Annotated in this window: 14 protein-coding genes; 8 read left to right on the top strand and 6 right to left on the bottom strand. The window is 70.7% G+C overall.

Annotation, left to right across the window (positions count from 1 at the left end; genetic code table 11):
* The first annotated feature begins 28 nt into the window (after positions 1-28).
* From QFZ50_RS12710 to QFZ50_RS12700, 3 genes are read left to right on the top strand one after another with little or no spacing between them, the layout of a single operon-like run.
* Positions 29-184 (top strand): DUF4177 domain-containing protein, encoded by a 156-nt coding sequence (locus tag QFZ50_RS12710; RefSeq protein WP_108724255.1) that lies wholly within the window; start codon positions 29-31, stop codon positions 182-184.
* Between the two features lie 2 nt (positions 185-186).
* Complete coding sequence (locus QFZ50_RS12705) at positions 187-675, top strand: RidA family protein (protein ID WP_307084688.1); 489 nt, start codon at positions 187-189, stop codon at positions 673-675.
* Between the two features lie 3 nt (positions 676-678).
* Positions 679-1,593, top strand: a complete 915-nt coding sequence (locus QFZ50_RS12700) for an NUDIX hydrolase (protein WP_307084686.1) — start codon at positions 679-681, stop codon at positions 1,591-1,593.
* 41 nt (positions 1,594-1,634) lie between these two features.
* On the opposite strand, the gene QFZ50_RS12695 is transcribed toward QFZ50_RS12700, so the two are convergent.
* Complete coding sequence (locus QFZ50_RS12695) at positions 1,635-2,312, bottom strand: Crp/Fnr family transcriptional regulator (protein ID WP_104050098.1); 678 nt, start codon at positions 2,310-2,312, stop codon at positions 1,635-1,637.
* A gap of 236 nt (positions 2,313-2,548) precedes the next feature.
* Between QFZ50_RS12695 and QFZ50_RS12690 the strand changes: the two genes are divergently transcribed.
* Positions 2,549-3,748 carry a MarP family serine protease gene (locus QFZ50_RS12690; RefSeq protein ID WP_307084683.1) on the top strand — a complete coding sequence of 400 codons (1,200 nt, stop codon included), beginning with the start codon at positions 2,549-2,551 and terminating at the stop codon, positions 3,746-3,748.
* A 7-nt stretch (positions 3,749-3,755) separates the two neighbouring features.
* On the opposite strand, the gene QFZ50_RS12685 is transcribed toward QFZ50_RS12690, so the two are convergent.
* The gene (locus QFZ50_RS12685) at positions 3,756-4,760 is read right to left on the bottom strand and encodes a DUF2332 domain-containing protein (protein WP_307084681.1); all 1,005 of its coding nucleotides are present in this window, start codon (positions 4,758-4,760) and stop codon (positions 3,756-3,758) included.
* Positions 4,761-4,969: 209 nt separating this feature from the next.
* On the opposite strand from QFZ50_RS12685, the gene QFZ50_RS12680 reads away from it, so the two are divergent.
* The 3 genes from QFZ50_RS12680 to QFZ50_RS12670 all read left to right on the top strand — a co-directional run bounded on the left by QFZ50_RS12680 (position 4,970) and on the right by QFZ50_RS12670 (position 8,706).
* Complete coding sequence (locus QFZ50_RS12680; protein WP_307084679.1) at positions 4,970-6,664, top strand: ABC transporter substrate-binding protein; 1,695 nt, start codon at positions 4,970-4,972, stop codon at positions 6,662-6,664.
* A 99-nt stretch (positions 6,665-6,763) separates the two neighbouring features.
* On the top strand, positions 6,764-7,768 hold the full coding sequence (locus QFZ50_RS12675; protein ID WP_307084677.1) for an ABC transporter permease: 1,005 nt from the start codon (positions 6,764-6,766) through the stop codon (positions 7,766-7,768).
* Positions 7,765-8,706, top strand: a complete 942-nt coding sequence (locus tag QFZ50_RS12670) for an ABC transporter permease (protein WP_307084675.1) — start codon at positions 7,765-7,767, stop codon at positions 8,704-8,706. The genes QFZ50_RS12675 and QFZ50_RS12670 overlap by 4 nt, the downstream gene beginning before the upstream one ends.
* Positions 8,707-8,765: 59 nt before the next feature.
* Here QFZ50_RS12670 and QFZ50_RS12665 read toward each other — a convergent pair whose 3' ends face one another.
* Complete coding sequence (locus tag QFZ50_RS12665) at positions 8,766-9,746, bottom strand: DUF5996 family protein (RefSeq protein WP_307084673.1); 981 nt, start codon at positions 9,744-9,746, stop codon at positions 8,766-8,768.
* Positions 9,747-9,979: 233 nt separating this feature from the next.
* On the opposite strand from QFZ50_RS12665, the gene QFZ50_RS12660 reads away from it, so the two are divergent.
* A complete protein-coding gene (locus QFZ50_RS12660; protein ID WP_307084670.1) occupies positions 9,980-11,581 on the top strand; it encodes a reverse transcriptase family protein in 1,602 nt (533 codons plus the stop codon).
* Positions 11,582-11,587: 6 nt separating this feature from the next.
* On the opposite strand, the gene QFZ50_RS12655 is transcribed toward QFZ50_RS12660, so the two are convergent.
* The 3 genes from QFZ50_RS12655 to QFZ50_RS12645 are packed head-to-tail and all read right to left on the bottom strand — an operon-like array spanning position 11,588 to position 15,430.
* Positions 11,588-13,528, bottom strand: coding sequence for a dipeptide ABC transporter ATP-binding protein (locus tag QFZ50_RS12655; RefSeq protein WP_307084669.1), 1,941 nt, complete (start codon positions 13,526-13,528; stop codon positions 11,588-11,590).
* Between the two features lie 56 nt (positions 13,529-13,584).
* Positions 13,585-14,097, bottom strand: coding sequence for a type II 3-dehydroquinate dehydratase (gene aroQ / locus QFZ50_RS12650; RefSeq protein WP_307084666.1), 513 nt, complete (start codon positions 14,095-14,097; stop codon positions 13,585-13,587).
* A gap of 7 nt (positions 14,098-14,104) precedes the next feature.
* Positions 14,105-15,430, bottom strand: a complete 1,326-nt coding sequence (locus QFZ50_RS12645) for an MFS transporter (RefSeq protein WP_307084664.1) — start codon at positions 15,428-15,430, stop codon at positions 14,105-14,107.
* Positions 15,431-15,527 lie beyond the last annotated feature (97 nt).

Here is a 15,527-nt window from a genome sequence, read left to right as displayed (position 1 = left end):
GTTTACAAGCACGCGCTAGGCTTTCCCCATGACCAAATGGGAGTACTCTACGATTCCGCTCATCATCCATGCAACGAAGCAGATCCTCGACCAGTGGGGCGAGGACGGGTGGGAGCTCGTACAGGTGGTCCCCGGACCGGACGGAAATGGCCTCGTGGCCTACCTGAAAAGGGAGAAGAGCTAGCAGTGTCTGCAGGAAATACCGCGGTTTCCGCCGTCGAGGCACGCCTCGCGGATCTCGGCATCGCGCTTCCCGAGGTGGCCGCGCCCGTCGCGTCGTACGTCCCCGCGGTGATCAGCGGCAACCACGTGTACACCTCCGGTCAGCTCCCGTTTATTGAGGGCAAACTCACAGCCTCGGGGAAGGTCGGCGCGCCCGACGGCGTCGACGCCGCGACGGCGACCGCCCTGGCCGCGACCTGCGCCGTGAACGCGCTGGCGGCGATCAGGAGCCGGATCGGCGACCTCGACCGCATCACCCGGATCGTGAAGGTCGTCGGCTTCGTCGCGTCCGATCCCTCGTTCGCCGGCCAGCCCGGGGTCATCAACGGCGCGTCCGACCTGCTCGGTGCCGCGCTCGGCGAGGCCGGGGTGCACGCGCGCTCCGCCGTCGGCGTGGCCGTCCTCCCCCTCGACTCGCCCGTCGAGGTCGAGGTCATCGCGGAGTTCGTCTAGGCCGTGGACCGGCTCAGCACCCGGCTCTTCCCCGTCGCTCCCGACCAGCGCACGGCGGCGCAGAGCTGGATCGAACACGGGGAGCGCACCCCCCTGAAGGCCCGGCAGGCGTCATCGGTGGTCCTCCTGCGTGACAGCGCGATCGGCACGGAGACCTATCTCTCCTACCGTCGGGGCAATTCGCCGCTCGGCGTGCTCGGGTTCCCGGGCGGGAGCATCGAGGAGTCCGACGACGACGACCTGCCCTGGTTCGGTCCCACGCCGGCGATGTGGGCGAAGGCCCTCGGCCTCGACGACCACCGTGAGGCCCGCCGGCACGTACTGTGCGCCATCCGCGAACTGTTCGAGGAGACCGGGGTGCTGCTCGCCGGACCCGACGCCTCGTCGATGGTGGAGGGGACGCAGGCGAAGGAGTGGATGAAGGCGCGTGAGGCGATCAACGAGGGCGAGTGCCGCTTCACGGACATCCTCGTGCGCCGCGGCCTGGGCGTCCGGACCGACCTCATCAAGCCGCTCTCGCACTGGCTGACACCGGACTTCGCGCACCGGCGCTTCGACACCCACTACTTCGCCGCAGCGCAGCCCGTGAACCAGGAGCCGAGCATCCTCGCGAGCAAGGGGGTCTGGGGTCAGTGGCGCTGGGCCGCGCAGGAGATCGCGGACCGAGACACCACGAGGCTCGGCGACGAGGTGGGACAGCCGAACACGGTGGGCCGCACCCTGAGCGAACTGGCCGTGCCCGCCGTCGAGATCATCCTCGAGAAGATCGGCTCCTCCCGCGGCTGTATCGCCTACCTCTCCCACAAGCGCCCCGTGAAGCTCTACCACCCGCGGCTGGCAGAGCACGACGGCGACCTCGTACTGCAGGTCGAGTGCCCGAAGCTCACCGAGGGCGGCTCGATGCAGCGAGGGCGCTGACACCGCTCCGTCCACCCCCGGTGGCGGGTGGTGTGACGGGGTCAGCGGCTGCGCTGGCGCAGCCGCTGGATGTCGAGGATGACGACGGCGCGTGCCTCGAGGCGGAGCCAGCCGCGCTGCACGAACTCGGCCAGTGCCTTGTTGACCGTCTCCCGGGACGCCCCGACGAGTTGGGCCAGTTCTTCCTGCGTGAGTTCGTGCGCCACGAGGATGCCGTCCGTCGCGGGGCGGCCGAAGCGGTCCGCGAGATCCAGCAGGGCCTTCGCCACGCGCCCCGGGACGTCGGAGAAGACGAGGTCGGCGAGCGACTCGTTGGTGCGGCGGAGGCGGCGGGCGAGCGCCTGCAGCAGCTGGGCCGACACCTCGGGACGCGTCTCGAGGAGGGTCCGCAGGTCCTCGTTCTTCAGGCCGGCGAGGCGCGTCTCCGAGACGGCGGTCGCCGTCGCGGTGCGCGGGCTCGGGTCGAACAGCGCCATCTCGCCGAACAGCTCGCCGGGGCCGAGGATCGCGAGGAGGTTCTCGCGCCCGTCCTGGGCGGTGCGTCCGAGCTTGATCTTGCCGGAGACGATGAAATACAGCTGGTCGCCCTGGTCGCCCTCACGGAAGACCGACGAACCGCGGGGCAGATCCACCTCGATCAGCTCGTCCGTCAGCGCCGCGAAGACGTCGTCGCCCAGCGATGCGAAGAGGGGCGCCCGGCGCAGTACCTCGATGTCCATGAATTCTCCTGATGCAATTGCGTCGTTCCGCGGCGGTCCCCGCTGTCTTCTGCTGTCCATCTTGCCGTACCGGAGCTGTTGTGACGACAGCTACACGGTCCCCTGGCCGGTATTCCGGCACTTCAGGGTTCGTTCACATGGTCCTGCCATGCTTGTTCCCATGCTGCGCGGCTAGAATCGCTCGCAGTGTCCGGAGGTGCGCGATCCTCCCGCCGTCCAGAGCCAGGAGAACGTACGTGCCCGAATTCAGCCTCGCGGGGTTCACGTTCCTCGACCTCGTGCTGGTGCTGGTCCTCCTCGGCTACCTCGTGACCGGGATCCGCAACGGCTTCCTCGTGACCCTCGGCGGTATCGCCGGCTTCGTCGCCGGGGCCGTCGCGGCGTTCTTCGCGATCCCCCTCGTCAGCGCGTGGGTGCCCGACAACCCCTGGCGCCTGATCGCGGTGATCGGCACCGTGGTGGTCCTCATCATCGTCGGCCAGGCCGTCGGCTCGGCGCTCGGCGCCTCGATCCGCCGCTGGTCCGACGTCCCGCCCCTGAGGATCGTCGACCGCCTCCTCGGCGGTGCCGTGAACGTCGTCGTCGCCGCCCTCGTGCTGTCGATGCTCGCGTTCAGCGTCGGGACCCTGGGCGTGCCCTTCCTGTCCCAGCCGCTGGCGGCCTCGCGGGTGATCCAGGGGATCGACGCGGCCACTCCCGGTCCGGTGCGCACCTGGCTGGCGCAACTGCGGACCATCGCGGTCGACGACGGCATCCCGACCATCCTCGAGAGCGTGGGTCCTGCAACGCCGGCGGAGGTGCCCGACGCCTCGGTGGACACCCCCGAGCTGGCGGCCGCGGCCGCCTCGGTGGTCCGCATCACCGGCACCGCGTTCCAGTGCGGCCAGAACCAGACCGGCTCCGGGTTCGTCGTCGCGCCGGGCCGGGTGATCACGAACGCGCACGTCGTCGCCGGCGTGAACGAGCCCGTGGTCGAGGTGCCCGGCGGGGGTGCGCTGCCCGGCCGGGTGGTGCAGCTCGACACGGCCCGCGACATCGCCGTCATCGCCGTCGACGACCTCCGCGCCGCACCGCTGCCGCTCGGGGACGAACTCGAGCCGGGCACGACGGCCGCGTTCGCCGGTTACCCCGCGGGCGGCCCGTACCGGATCCAGCCCGCGAGCGTCCAGGGGCTCTCGCCCGTGCTCGTCAACAACATCTACGGCGCCGACCCCCGGCCCCTCCAGATCTACAGCCTCGCGGCCAACGTGCAGCAGGGGAACTCCGGAGGGCCCCTGCTCGACCTGCAGGGCCACGTGGCCGGCGTGGTCTTCGCGAAGTCGACCGCCGACGCCCCCGTGGGCTACGCGCTGTCCCTCGAGGAACTGCGTCCCATCGCCGAGGGCGCGCCGAACCTGGCCGACGCCGTGTCCGCGGGCCAGTGCACGCGGGGCTAGGGCGGCCCTAGAGCCACTCGATGGACTGCCCGTGCGGTCCCGTGCGTGCCACCGACCGGCCGTTGTGCTGCAGCACGAACCTCCCGTCCTCCTCGCCCGGCACCTTCTCCATCGCTCCGGGCACGCCGTCGAGCGTGCCGTACCCCTCGTGCGAGAGCCAGTGCACCGGGCGCCCGCGGTCCGACACCAGCCGCAGCATGGTGTCCCGGAACCGGCGCCGCCCGTCCGCGTCCAGGTAGGCGAGGACGGCGCTGTGGAACACCACGACGACGGCGTCCGACGGGGCGCGGTGGACGAGCGGGACGACCTGCTCGTTCAGGTCGCCGCGGACGAGCAGCGGAGGGTCCGCCCGGACGACGCCGAGCGCCGCCCTCAGGCGTTCGGCACGGAAGGTGTGCTCGGGCCAGACGAGCGCCTCGAGCCAGCGGACGTCGTCGTCGTCCCGCGCGTCGAGCGGGTTCAGGTCGATGCCCGCACGCCAGGCCACGGGAGGCAGCGCTGCGGGCAGCGGCACGTCGCCGGCCACGGAACAGGCGAGCGGGGGTACGGGGGAGCCACCCTCGGGCTCGAGCGAGGGGCCGGGGGAGTAGGCGTACGCGTACCGGTCCGGGTAGAGGCACGCGCCGGCCGACGCCCCGACCTCGATCAGGGCCAGCGGCCTGCCCTCCCGGGCGCTGATCGCCGCGAGGCTCGGCAGGAGGACGGCGCAGCGCCCTGCCTCGTTGGTCTGGGTGGTCCGGGTCTCCATGACGTGGCGGATGTCCTGCCAGTGCTCGACGACGAACGCCCGGAAGGCGCCGTAACCGCCGAGGGGAGCTCCCACGAATCGCACCGCACCCAGGAACAGGACGGGCTGGCGCCGCGCGGGCGGGAGGGTGTCCAGGAGGGCGAGGAGCTCGTCGTCGTCGCTGACGCCGGTGCACCACTCGTCGTACTGCGGCGAGTACCCGCGGGCATCGACCTCCGCGAAGCGCCGGTAGCGCACGGATGTTGCAGTTCCGGTCCCGCTCATGGTTCCTCCGGTTTCGCAGGTATTTCCCGGGTGTTACCGGCGACGGCCGTACCACCTGTGATGCCAAATCGTAACCACTGATGCCCCCGAAATACGGCTGGCGGGCCGCCCGGAAGTTAGGCTCGTCACACGGATCAGCGCGTTCGCCGTCGTGGTCCCATGGCTACCGGTCCATCCGGTAGGAATCACTCGTCCACCAGGAGTACTACATGACCAATCGAGGCACATCCGTGCGCGGCGCAGGTTTCGCGAGGAAACGCGCGGCGCTCACCGCAGGGATCTCCATAGCAGCGCTCCTCCTCACCGGCTGCGTGCAGAGCCAGCGTGAGGAGAACACCGGGGCCGAGGGCGACGCCGCCGTCGATTCCACCTTCGTCTTCGCCGCGTCCGCCGACCCGAAGTCGCTGGACCCGGCCTTCGCCAACGACGGCGAGTCCTTCCGCGTCAGCCGCCAGATCTTCGAGGGGCTGGTGGGCGTCGAGGCCGGTACCGCCGACCCCGCGCCGCTGCTCGCCGAGTCGTGGGAGACGGCCGAGGACGGTCTCTCCACCGTCTTCCAACTCAAGGAGGGCGTGACCTTCCACGACGGCACCCCGTTCAACGCGGAAGCCGTCTGCTTCAACTTCGACCGCTGGTACAACTGGACCGGCATCCAGCAGGCCGAGACGACGTCGTACTACTACGGTTCCCTGTTCCGCGGCTTCGCCGACAGCCCCGAGAAGGCCGTCTACAAGTCCTGTGAGGCCAACGGCGACAACGAAGTCACCGTCAACCTCGCCAAGCCGTTCGCCGGGTTCATCGCCGCGCTCTCGCTGCCCGCCTTCGGCATGCAGAGCCCCACGGCGCTGGAAGAGTTCTCGGCCGACGAGATCGGCGGCACCGCCGAAGCCCCCTCGCTCAGCGAGTACGCGCTCGGCCACCCCGTGGGTACCGGCCCGTTCAAGTTCGACGCCTGGAACGTCGGCCAGCAGCTCGAACTGTCGATCTACGACGACTACTGGGGCGACAAGGGGCAGATCACCAAGACGATCTTCCGCATCATCGACGACCCCCAGGCACGCCGCCAGGCCCTCGAGGCCGGTGACATCGACGGCTACGACCTCGTGGCGCCCGCCGACACGCAGTCGCTGAAGGACGCCGGCTACAACATCACCCCGCGCGATCCGTTCACCATCCTCTACCTGGGCATGAACCAGGCCGTGCCGGAACTCAAGGACCCGAAGGTCCGGGAGGCCATCGCGTACGCGATCGACAAGGACGCGCTCGTGGCGCAGACCCTGCCCGAGGGCACGAAGGTCGCCACCCAGTTCATCCCCGAGGTCGTCGACGGCTACAACGAGGACGTCACGACGTACGACTACGACCCCGAGCGGGCCAAGGAACTGCTGGCCGAGGCCGGCTACCCGGACGGCTTCGAGGTCACGTTCAACTACCCGACGAACGTCTCCCGCCCGTACATGCCGACCCCCGAGCAGGTCTTCACCAACCTGCAGGCACAGCTCGACGAGGTGGGCATCACGGTCAAGCCGGCTCCCGCCGCCTGGTCGCCCGACTACCTGAACCAGGTCCAGGGCACCCCGGACCACGGCCTGCACCTGCTCGGCTGGACCGGCGACTACAACGACACCGACAACTTCATCGGCGTCTTCTTCGGCCAGGAGAAGCTCGAATTCGGCTTCGACAACCCCGAGCTGTTCGCGGCCCTCGACGAGGCCCGCGGCATGAGTGACCGGGACAAGCAGACCGAGAGGTACAAGGAGATCAACGAGCAGATCGCCGAGTTCAACCCGGCCATCCCGCTCGCGCACCCGGCTCCCTCGCTGGCCTTCGCGCCCCGCGTCACCTCCTACCCCGCGAGCCCCGTCAACGACGAGGTCTTCACGGACATCGAGCTGAGCGAGTAGCAACGACACGCAGCACGGGCCGGCCACTGATCCCGGTGGCTGGCCCGTGCGTGTGCCACCCCTGCCCGGCTCTCGCCGGTCGATTCGGAAGGACCTCCAGTGTTACGCGTCATCGGTAAGCGGATAGCCCTGCTCATCCCCACCCTGTTCGGCCTGTCCATCCTGCTGTTCCTGTGGGTGCGCAGCCTCCCCGGGGGCCCGGCCACGGCACTGCTCGGCGAGAAGGCCACCCCCGAGGCCGTCGCCCGGGTCAACGAGCTCTACGGCTTCGACCGCCCCCTCATCACCCAGTACCTGACGTACATCGGCAAGCTGCTGCAGGGCGATTTCGGCGTCTCCATCAACACCGGACGCCCGGTGCTCGAGGAGTTCGCCACCCGGTTCCCCGCGACACTGGAGCTCACCGTCATCGCCCTGATCTTCGCGATCGGTGTCGGCATCCCGCTCGGCTACCTCGCCGCGCGGCACTACGGCCGGTTCCTCGACCACGGCTCGGTGGTACTGAGCCTCATCGGCATCACCGTGCCGGTGTTCTTCCTGGCCTTCATCCTCAAGTACCTGTTCGCGATCCAGTGGTCCATCCTGCCGCCGGACGGCCGGCAGAGCCCGCGCATCGACGCGACCCACTACACCCAGTTCTACGTGCTGGACGGCCTGCTGACGGGCGAGTACGACGCCGCCTGGGACGCCTTCCTGCACCTGATCCTCCCCGGCCTGGCACTCGGCACCATCCCCCTGGCGATCATCGTGCGCATCACCCGCGCCTCGGTCCTCGAGGTGCAGAACGCCGACTACGTGCGCACCGCCCGGGCGAAGGGCCTGCTGGAGCGCACCATCCGCGGCAGCTTCATCCTGCGCAACGCCATGCTCCCCGTCGTCACCACGATCGGCCTGCAGCTCGGCCTGCTCATCTCGGGAGCGGTGCTCACCGAGACGGTCTTCGCGTTCAACGGCATCGGCCGGTTCCTGCGCGATGCCATCTTCGGGCTCGACTATCCCGTGCTGCAGGGCTTCATCATCTTCATCGCGATCCTGTACGCGCTGATCAACCTGATCGTCGACCTGTCCTACTCCGTCATCGACCCGAGGGTGCGTGTGCAATGAGTACCATCCTGCCTCCCGCCGCCGGTGGTTCAGCGGCCCCCACCGATCCCGCGCTCGACACCGGGGGAGGGACCGGCCTGTGGAAGGACGCGTTCCTCCGCCTCCGCCGGAACCCGCAGGCGATCGTGGGCGCCGTCATCATCGGCCTGTTCCTGCTCGTGGCCATCCTGGCCCCGATCCTCGCGCCCTACGGCGGCAACGACCTCCCGGGCCGTACGTCGATCACCCCCACCACCATCCCCGGGCCCGGGGAGATCGAGGGGTTCCCGCTCGGACTCGACCGCTTCGGCGGGGACGTCCTCAGCAAGCTGATCTGGGGTGCCCAGGCATCCCTGCTCATCGGCGTCGTCTCGACGGCGCTCGGCCTGGCGGGCGGCATGCTCCTCGGCGTGCTGGCCGGAGGCCTCGGCGGCTGGGTGGACAACGTGATCATGCGCTTCGTGGACATCCTGCTGTCCGTCCCGAACCTGCTCCTCGCGGTCAGCATCGCCGCCGTGCTGGGGCAGAGCTCCTACGCCATCATGATCGCCATCGGCGTCTCGCAGATCCCCATCTTCGCTCGGCTCCTGCGCTCCTCGATGCTGTCCCAGCGGGGCGCCGACTACATCCTGGCGGCGCAGACCCTCGGCCTCAGCCGCCGCACCATCACGATGAGCCACCTGCTGCCGAACAGCATGGGGCCGGTGATCGTGCAGGCCACCCTCACGCTCGCCACCGCCGTCATCGACGCGGCCGCGCTGTCCTTCCTCGGCCTCGGCGGCGGGCTGCCCCAGGCAGCCGAGTGGGGGCGCATGCTCACGTACGCCCAGGCCGAGCTGGCGGTCGCACCGCAGCTCGCCTTCCTGCCGGGTGCATGCATCGCCATCACGGCGCTCGGCTTCACGCTGCTGGGCGAATCGCTGCGCGAGTCCCTCGATCCGAAGACGCGCCGGAAGTAGGCGACGTCCGGCGCTGAAGCGGCCACCAGCCTCCGGGCTGGTGGCCGCTTCCGTAGGCCCTAGTGTCGCCTGTGCGCCTCGAGCCGGTCCGGGTCGAGGAGCAGGCCCGGGTCCCAGTCGCCCGTGGTCGCCGCTGCGGCGTAGGTGGCCCGCAGGAAGGCGAGCAGTGCGGCGTCCGGGTCCTCCGCCGTGCGCACCGCCTCGTACGGCAGCAGGAACTGGCGGTACTCGGAGCTGTAGAACGCGCCCGGAACATCGATCACGGTGTCGCGGTACCCCTCCGGTTCGGGGTAGGCGTAGGAGTAGAAGGCTCCCTCCTCCCCGCCGCCCGGCCAGAACCCGCAGCTGGACAGCTCGTGCGAGTAGCCCTCCTGCATCACCCAGTCGGCACAGTTCGGTGCGCCTCCCGGGTGGAGGGGCGCGGGCCGGCCGGAGAAACGCGTGCAGGCGAGGTCCATGGCCCCCCAGAAGAAGTGCACGGGGCTCACCTTGCCCAGGAATTCCGCGCGGAACCGGGTGAGGACCCGCTCGGCCTGGACGAGCTGCCGCCAGAACGCCGTGACGGCGTCGGGGTCGTAGGACGCATGCTGGTGGTCCTCGGCGAACGGGACGGCGGGGTCCACCTCCGTGGGGACCGGCCGGATCGGCGCGTCGATGCCGAGGTCGGCCAGGGCCTCCATGGTGTGCGCGTGGAATGCGGCCACGGACTGCGGCCCGAGGGGCACGGTCCGGTCCTCGCCGGAACTGCTCCGGACCACCAGCCGGTGGTCCACGACGTCCACCTCGATGTCGAACATGCCGGTCCGGTACGGGATGGGGGAGGTACCGAGTCCGCGCGGCGTCACGTACAGCGGCACCTGCCACCAGTGGTTGACCAGCGGGGCGTGCGCCATGCGGATCTTGCCGACCACCTGCAGCCACATGTGCAGTGTGGCCTGCGTGTCCTGCCAGTCCGCGACGCGCAGGGCGGGCCAGCCGTCCGCCCACCTGTCCGACCACCTGTCCGTCGTCGTGCCGCCCCTGCCGTCCTGCTCACCCATCGTGCCTCCCGCTGTCCGGTCCGACTGCTGCTCCCGCCACTGTAGGCGCCGACCGACACGCGCGCAGTCCATGACGCCGCGGTGCCACGCTCGCCTTGCTAGGGTGGCCCGGACGGATCCCGGCCGAGGCGGTGCGCGTACGCAGTGCGCGTTCCTCTCCGGGGTTACCCCGGGGCACGCAGACCGACCAGCACAGGGCGCCTCAGGCACCCGACTGCGCTCCGCGCAGCTCAGTGCCCGAACAGCAGGACAGGTCGGCCGGGATCCGTCCGCACGGCAGCACGGGTCCGACGAGCCGAGGGGGAGCCACGGACGGCACGGCAGCAGACGGCAGGGGAACCACCGACGGCCGGCGCTCCACTGGGAGCGAGGTCCGGCGCCACGGGCGCGCCGACGCGCAGGCTCCGGGGAAGCGCACCCCCCGGCAGACCGCATCCCACCCGCCGACGCCGGCATCCCACGTCCTCGCCCGCATACCCGGTCCGGACGCCCCCGGACTCGCTCTCCTCCTCGCACACGCGTTCCTCGACGCGTCCGGCTGGCAGCGTGAGGACCTGGTGCGGGCGGGCGCGGCGGTGCTCGGCGCCCGCCGGCGGTGGCTCGGCCCGTTGGTGCGAGCGACGCTGACGGGGTATCCGCGGAGGCCGGGAGGGGCACCCCGGGAACTGGCCCGCTGGATCGAGGCGCAACCGGTCTTCACCGACGCCGTCTCGACGGCGCGGGCCGCCGGCCGGCCGATCGTCCCGGCGCAGTACCTCGTGCGGGAACCGGACGCACCGGCCGCTGCGCGCGGTCACGCACCCGCCCTCGAGGCAGAGGGCCCTGTGGAGCAGGAGTCCAGGGACCTCGCCTGGCTCTCCCGGGACCTGAGGCTGCCGCCGGGCGAGCTCGACTGGTTCGCCGATACGCGGCACTGGAACCACCGGGCCGGGCCGCCGCTGCAGCACTACCGGTACGTGTGGCGCTCCCGGCCGGGGCGCGTCCCGCGGCTCCTCGAGGTGCCCGGCATCCGGCTCCGGACGGTGCAGCGCCGCGTCCTCGACCGGCTGCTCCTGCCGATCCCGCTGCATCCCGCGGCCCACGGTTTCGTGCCCGGGCGCAGCGCGCGCACCGGGGCGACGCCGCACACCGGCTGCGCCGTCGTGATCACGCTCGACCTCGTCTCGTTCTTCGCCCGCGTCCCGCCCGGCCGGGTGTTCGGCGTGCTCCGGCAGGCGGGCTACCCGGAGGCCACCGCCCACGCCCTGACCGGGCTCTGCACCCACTCGGTGCCGGAAGCCGTTCTCCGGTCGATGCCCGACGGCGGCACCGCCGGGGAGCGCTCCGGTCTCGCGCAGGCACTCCGGGCAGCCCACCTGCCGCAGGGGGCACCGTCGTCGCCCGCCCTCGCGAACCTCGCCGTGCGACGACTCGATGCGCGGCTCACCGGCTGGGCCGAAGCATCGGGCGGGGTGTACACGCGGTACGCCGACGACCTCGCGTTCAGCGGTCCGGCGGCCTTCGCGCGGCGCGCCGACGCTTTCGTCCGGGGCGTGGAGCGCATCGTCACGGACGAGGGTCACGCGGTGAATCCCCACAAGACGCGCGTCCGTGGAAGCGGCGTGCGGCAGACCGTGACCGGCGTCGTCGTCAACGCGCATCCCAACGTCACCCGGACGGAGTACGAGGCGCTGAAGGCGATCCTGCACAACTGCACGCTGCACGGGCCGGCGTCGCAGGCGCGCGGCCGGAGCGGGTTCCGCGCCCACCTCGAGGGGCGTATCGCCTGGGTGTCCTCGCTGAACGCGTCACGCGGGCAGAAGCTGCGTGACGCGTTCGAGCGGATCAGCTGGTGAGCCGCCCTAGGACGCGAGGTCCTCGTCGATCTTGAGCTCGTTGCCCGGGATGGAGGCGAGCAGCCTGCGGGTGTACGGGTGCCGGGGGTTCTGGAAGACCTCCTCCGAGCTGGCGGCCTCCACCAGCTCACCGTCCTTCATCACGCACACGTAGTCCGAGATGAGGCGCACCACGGCGAGGTCGTGGGAGATGAACAGGTAGCTCAGGCCCAGCTCGGACTGCAGGTCGCCGAGGAGCTTGAGGATCTGCGCCTGCACGAGCACGTCGAGCGCGGAGACCGGCTCGTCGCACACGATCAGTTCGGGCTGCAGGGCGAGGGCACGCGCGATCGCGACACGCTGCCGCTGCCCGCCCGAGAGCTCCGCGGGGTAGCGCCGCAGGGCGTTCTGCGGGAGGGACACCTGGTCCATCAGTTCCCGCACCCGTGCCGCGCGCTCCTTCTTCGAGCCGCGCTTGTAGGCGTTGAGCGGTTCCTCGACGATGCGCTCGATCGTGAACATGGGATTCAGCGAGGAGTACGGGTCCTGGAAGATCGGCTGCACGCGCTGGCGGAAGTCGTTGAGCTGCGCCTTGTCGAGCGTGGCCACGTCCATGCCGTCGAAGGTCATGGTCCCGGACGTCGGCTCGATCAGCTTGAGCAGCATCCGCGCGGTGGTGGTCTTGCCCGAGCCCGACTCGCCGACGATCGCGACGGTCTGGCCGCGCGGGACATCGAGCGTGACGTTCTTCGCCGCGTAGAAGTCCTCCTTGCTCCCGCGCCGCTTGTAGATCTTCGTGAGGTCGCGGATCTCCACGATGTTCGGGGGCGCGGCGTGCACGGGCTGGCCGGCGGTCCCGGTGGTCCCGGCGGACCCCGTGGCCCCGGCGGCCCGGACCGGCCGGTCCGACGCCGACGTCGCTGCATGCGCGCCCGCCGCTGCAGGTCCGGCCTCATGCCCGCCGTCGTGCCCGGTTTCATGGGAGGCGTCGTGGGACGTTTCATGCCCGCCGTCGTGCCCGGCGTCGTGGGAGGTTTCGTGCCCGGCTTCGTGCTCGGCGAAGACGGCCTCGGCCAGCTTCAGGCGCGAGGCGGCATCCGCCGTGAAGGCACCGGGCCGCAGCCGCACCGCGGCGACGCTCGGCGCCGCGCGGACGAGCGACTGCGTGTAGGGGTGCTGCGGATCGTTGAGCAGCTGCTCGGCCGGTCCGGTCTCGACCACGCGCCCCCGGTGCATCACGACGAGCTGCGAGGCCCGCTCCGCGGCGAGGCCGAGGTCGTGCGTGATGAGCAGGACGGACGTGCCGAGCTGCTCGGTCATCGTCTCGATCTGGTCGAGGATGGTGCGCTGCACCGTGACGTCGAGGGCCGACGTCGGCTCGTCGGCGATCAGGAGCCGCGGCTGGCAGGCGAGGCCGATCGCGATCAGCGCCCGCTGCCGCATCCCGCCGGAGAACTCGTGCGGGTACTGCTTCGCGCGCTCGCCGGCGTCGGGCAGCCCGGCGGCGGTCAGGACCTCGATGACCCGCTGCTTGACGTTCTTCTTGGTGGCCATGCCGTGGACCAGGAGCGTCTCGGCGACCTGCGTGCCGATCTTCGTCACCGGGTTCAGGTTCGACATCGGGTCCTGCGGGACGAGCCCGATCGCGCGGCCACGGATGGAGCGCATCTTCGCTTCCGGCAGGGTCGCGAGGTCCTGGCCCTCGAACAGGATGCTGCCCGAGGTCACCCGGCCGTTGCCGGGCAGCAGGCCGATGCATGCCATCGCCGTCGTCGACTTGCCCGAGCCCGACTCCCCGACGATCGCCAGCGCGCTGCCGCGCTTGAGGCTGAAACTCGCGTCCTCGACCGCGCGGACCTCGCCGTGCGTGGTCCGGAAGCTCACCGCCAGGTTCCGCACCTCGAGCAGGGGTGCGTCGGGGTTCTCGGGCTGGGTGGCCGCGCTTCCGGCGGGAGTGATGTCCGTCATAGCACCATCGTGCCCTATGGGAGGACCCGGAGCCGTCCGTGCGGCGGCGGCCTACGCTAACTTTTCGGGAACGATGCGGCGCCCGTGTCGGCGTCCGTGGCGGCTTCGGCGGCGTCGGCGGCCATGACGAGCCGGCGGGCGAGGTGGTCGACGGCCAGGCGGTAGCCGTCGATCCCCGCGCCGACGATCACGGTGTCGGCCACGCCGGAGATGTAGGAGTGGTGTCTGAACCCCTCGCGCCGGTGCACGTTGCTGATGTGCACCTCGACCACCGGCAGCCCGACGCCGGTGAGGGCGTCCCGGATGGCGATCGAGGTGTGCGTGAAGGCGCCGGCGTTGATGACGATCCCGTCCGACGTCGAGCGCGCCGCGTGGATGACGTCGATGATCTCGCCCTCGTGGTTGGACTGCATCGCCGTGGTGCTGCACCCTCGCTCCCGCGCGGTGTCCGCGGCGAGGCGGACGACGTCGTCGAGCGTCGCCGTCCCGTACACGGCCGGCTCCCGCGTGCCGAGCAGGTTCAGGTTCGGTCCGTTGATCACGAGGATGCTGGGCGTGCGCTGGGTCATGCCCTAACTATGCCGCACGCGCAGGGGCGGCCACGGGACCGGCCAGCCGCGCCCGCAGCCGCACCGCGCCGAACGCGCCCACCGCCGTCACGAGGCTCATGACGGCGAGGACGACGCCGGGGTGCCACCACGCGCCGTCCGTCACGATGCCGAACTGCTGCGTGATGGAGGGCGCGAAGCCGGCGATGATCGCGGCGATGCTGTAGGCGAAGGACAGCGCGGTGAACGCCGTCTCCGGCTTGAAGATGTCCGCCATGAGCCCGCCCAGCGCGGCCCAGCTCGCCGTCGGGAGGATGCCGCCGAGGATGATCGCCGCGATGTAGAGGGGCTCGGTGGCGATGCTGATGACCCAGTAGAGCGGGAAGGCGATGAGGGCCGTCCCGAGCGCGCCGCCCGCCACCACCTTCGCCGAGCCGATGCGCATCGCCAGGTAGCCGAACGCCGGGATGGTGACGAGCTGCAGGAGGGAACCCACGAGGGCTGCGTTCAGCACCGTCGCCTGGGACAGCCCGAGGGTGTCGGTCCCATAGGCCTGCGTGTAGGTCACCATCAGGAAGTAGGAGCCGATGCCGAGCACGGCGGAGGCGATGGCGATCACGATGGCGGCCGGCTGGGACTTCAGGACCTCGAGGAAGGGGACGCGGGGGAGGGCGTGGCTGCGGCTCGTCTCCTTGAACACCGGCGTCTCGTCGATGGCGAGCCGCAGGTAGATCGCGACCGCGAGGAAGGGGAAGGCGAGCAGGAACGGAATGCGCCAGCCCCAGGTGGTCATGACCTCGGGGGCCACGACGGCGAGGACCAGGAAGATGGCCGAGATCAGCATGGTGCCCACGGGGGATCCGAGCTGGGGGATCGAGGCGTAGAGCGCGCGCTTGCGGGGTTCGGCGTGCTCGGTCGCGATGAGGATCGAGCCACCCCACTCACCGCCGAGCGAGAGGCCCTGCAGCAGCCGCAGCACCGTCAGGATGATCGGCGCCCAGACGCCGATGGTGTTGTAGTCGGGCAGCAGCCCGACGGTGCCTGTCGCCAGTCCCATCAGGGTGATGGTCCAGATCAGGGTGCGCTTGCGGCCGATCCGGTCGCCGAGGTGTCCGAAGAGGATCGCGCCGAGGGGGCGTGCGACGAAGCCCATCGCGAAGACCAGGAACGCCGAGAGCGTCCCGGCGAGCGGATCCTGCTCGGTGAAGAACACGGTGTTGAAGACGAGCGCGGCAGCGGTGCCGAACACGTAGAAGTCGTAGGACTCGAGGGCCGTGCCGACGAACGAGGCTCCGGCGACGCGGCGGGCCATGCGCGGATTCGAGACGGGGGGCTGCTGCACGGTAGTGGACACGCTGAAATCATCCTCCGTCGTCCTCCGGGGGGCCACTTTTCAGGACGAACGTCACATCGGAGGTTCGGCCTCCGGCGCCTGCCGGCGTCGTGGCCCC

The sequence above is a fragment of the Arthrobacter agilis genome (assembly GCF_030816075.1).
Lineage (GTDB): Bacteria > Actinomycetota > Actinomycetes > Actinomycetales > Micrococcaceae > Arthrobacter_D > Arthrobacter_D agilis_E.
Note: the sequence above shows the minus strand (reverse complement) of the source record. Positions and strands in the feature narration are given on the sequence as shown.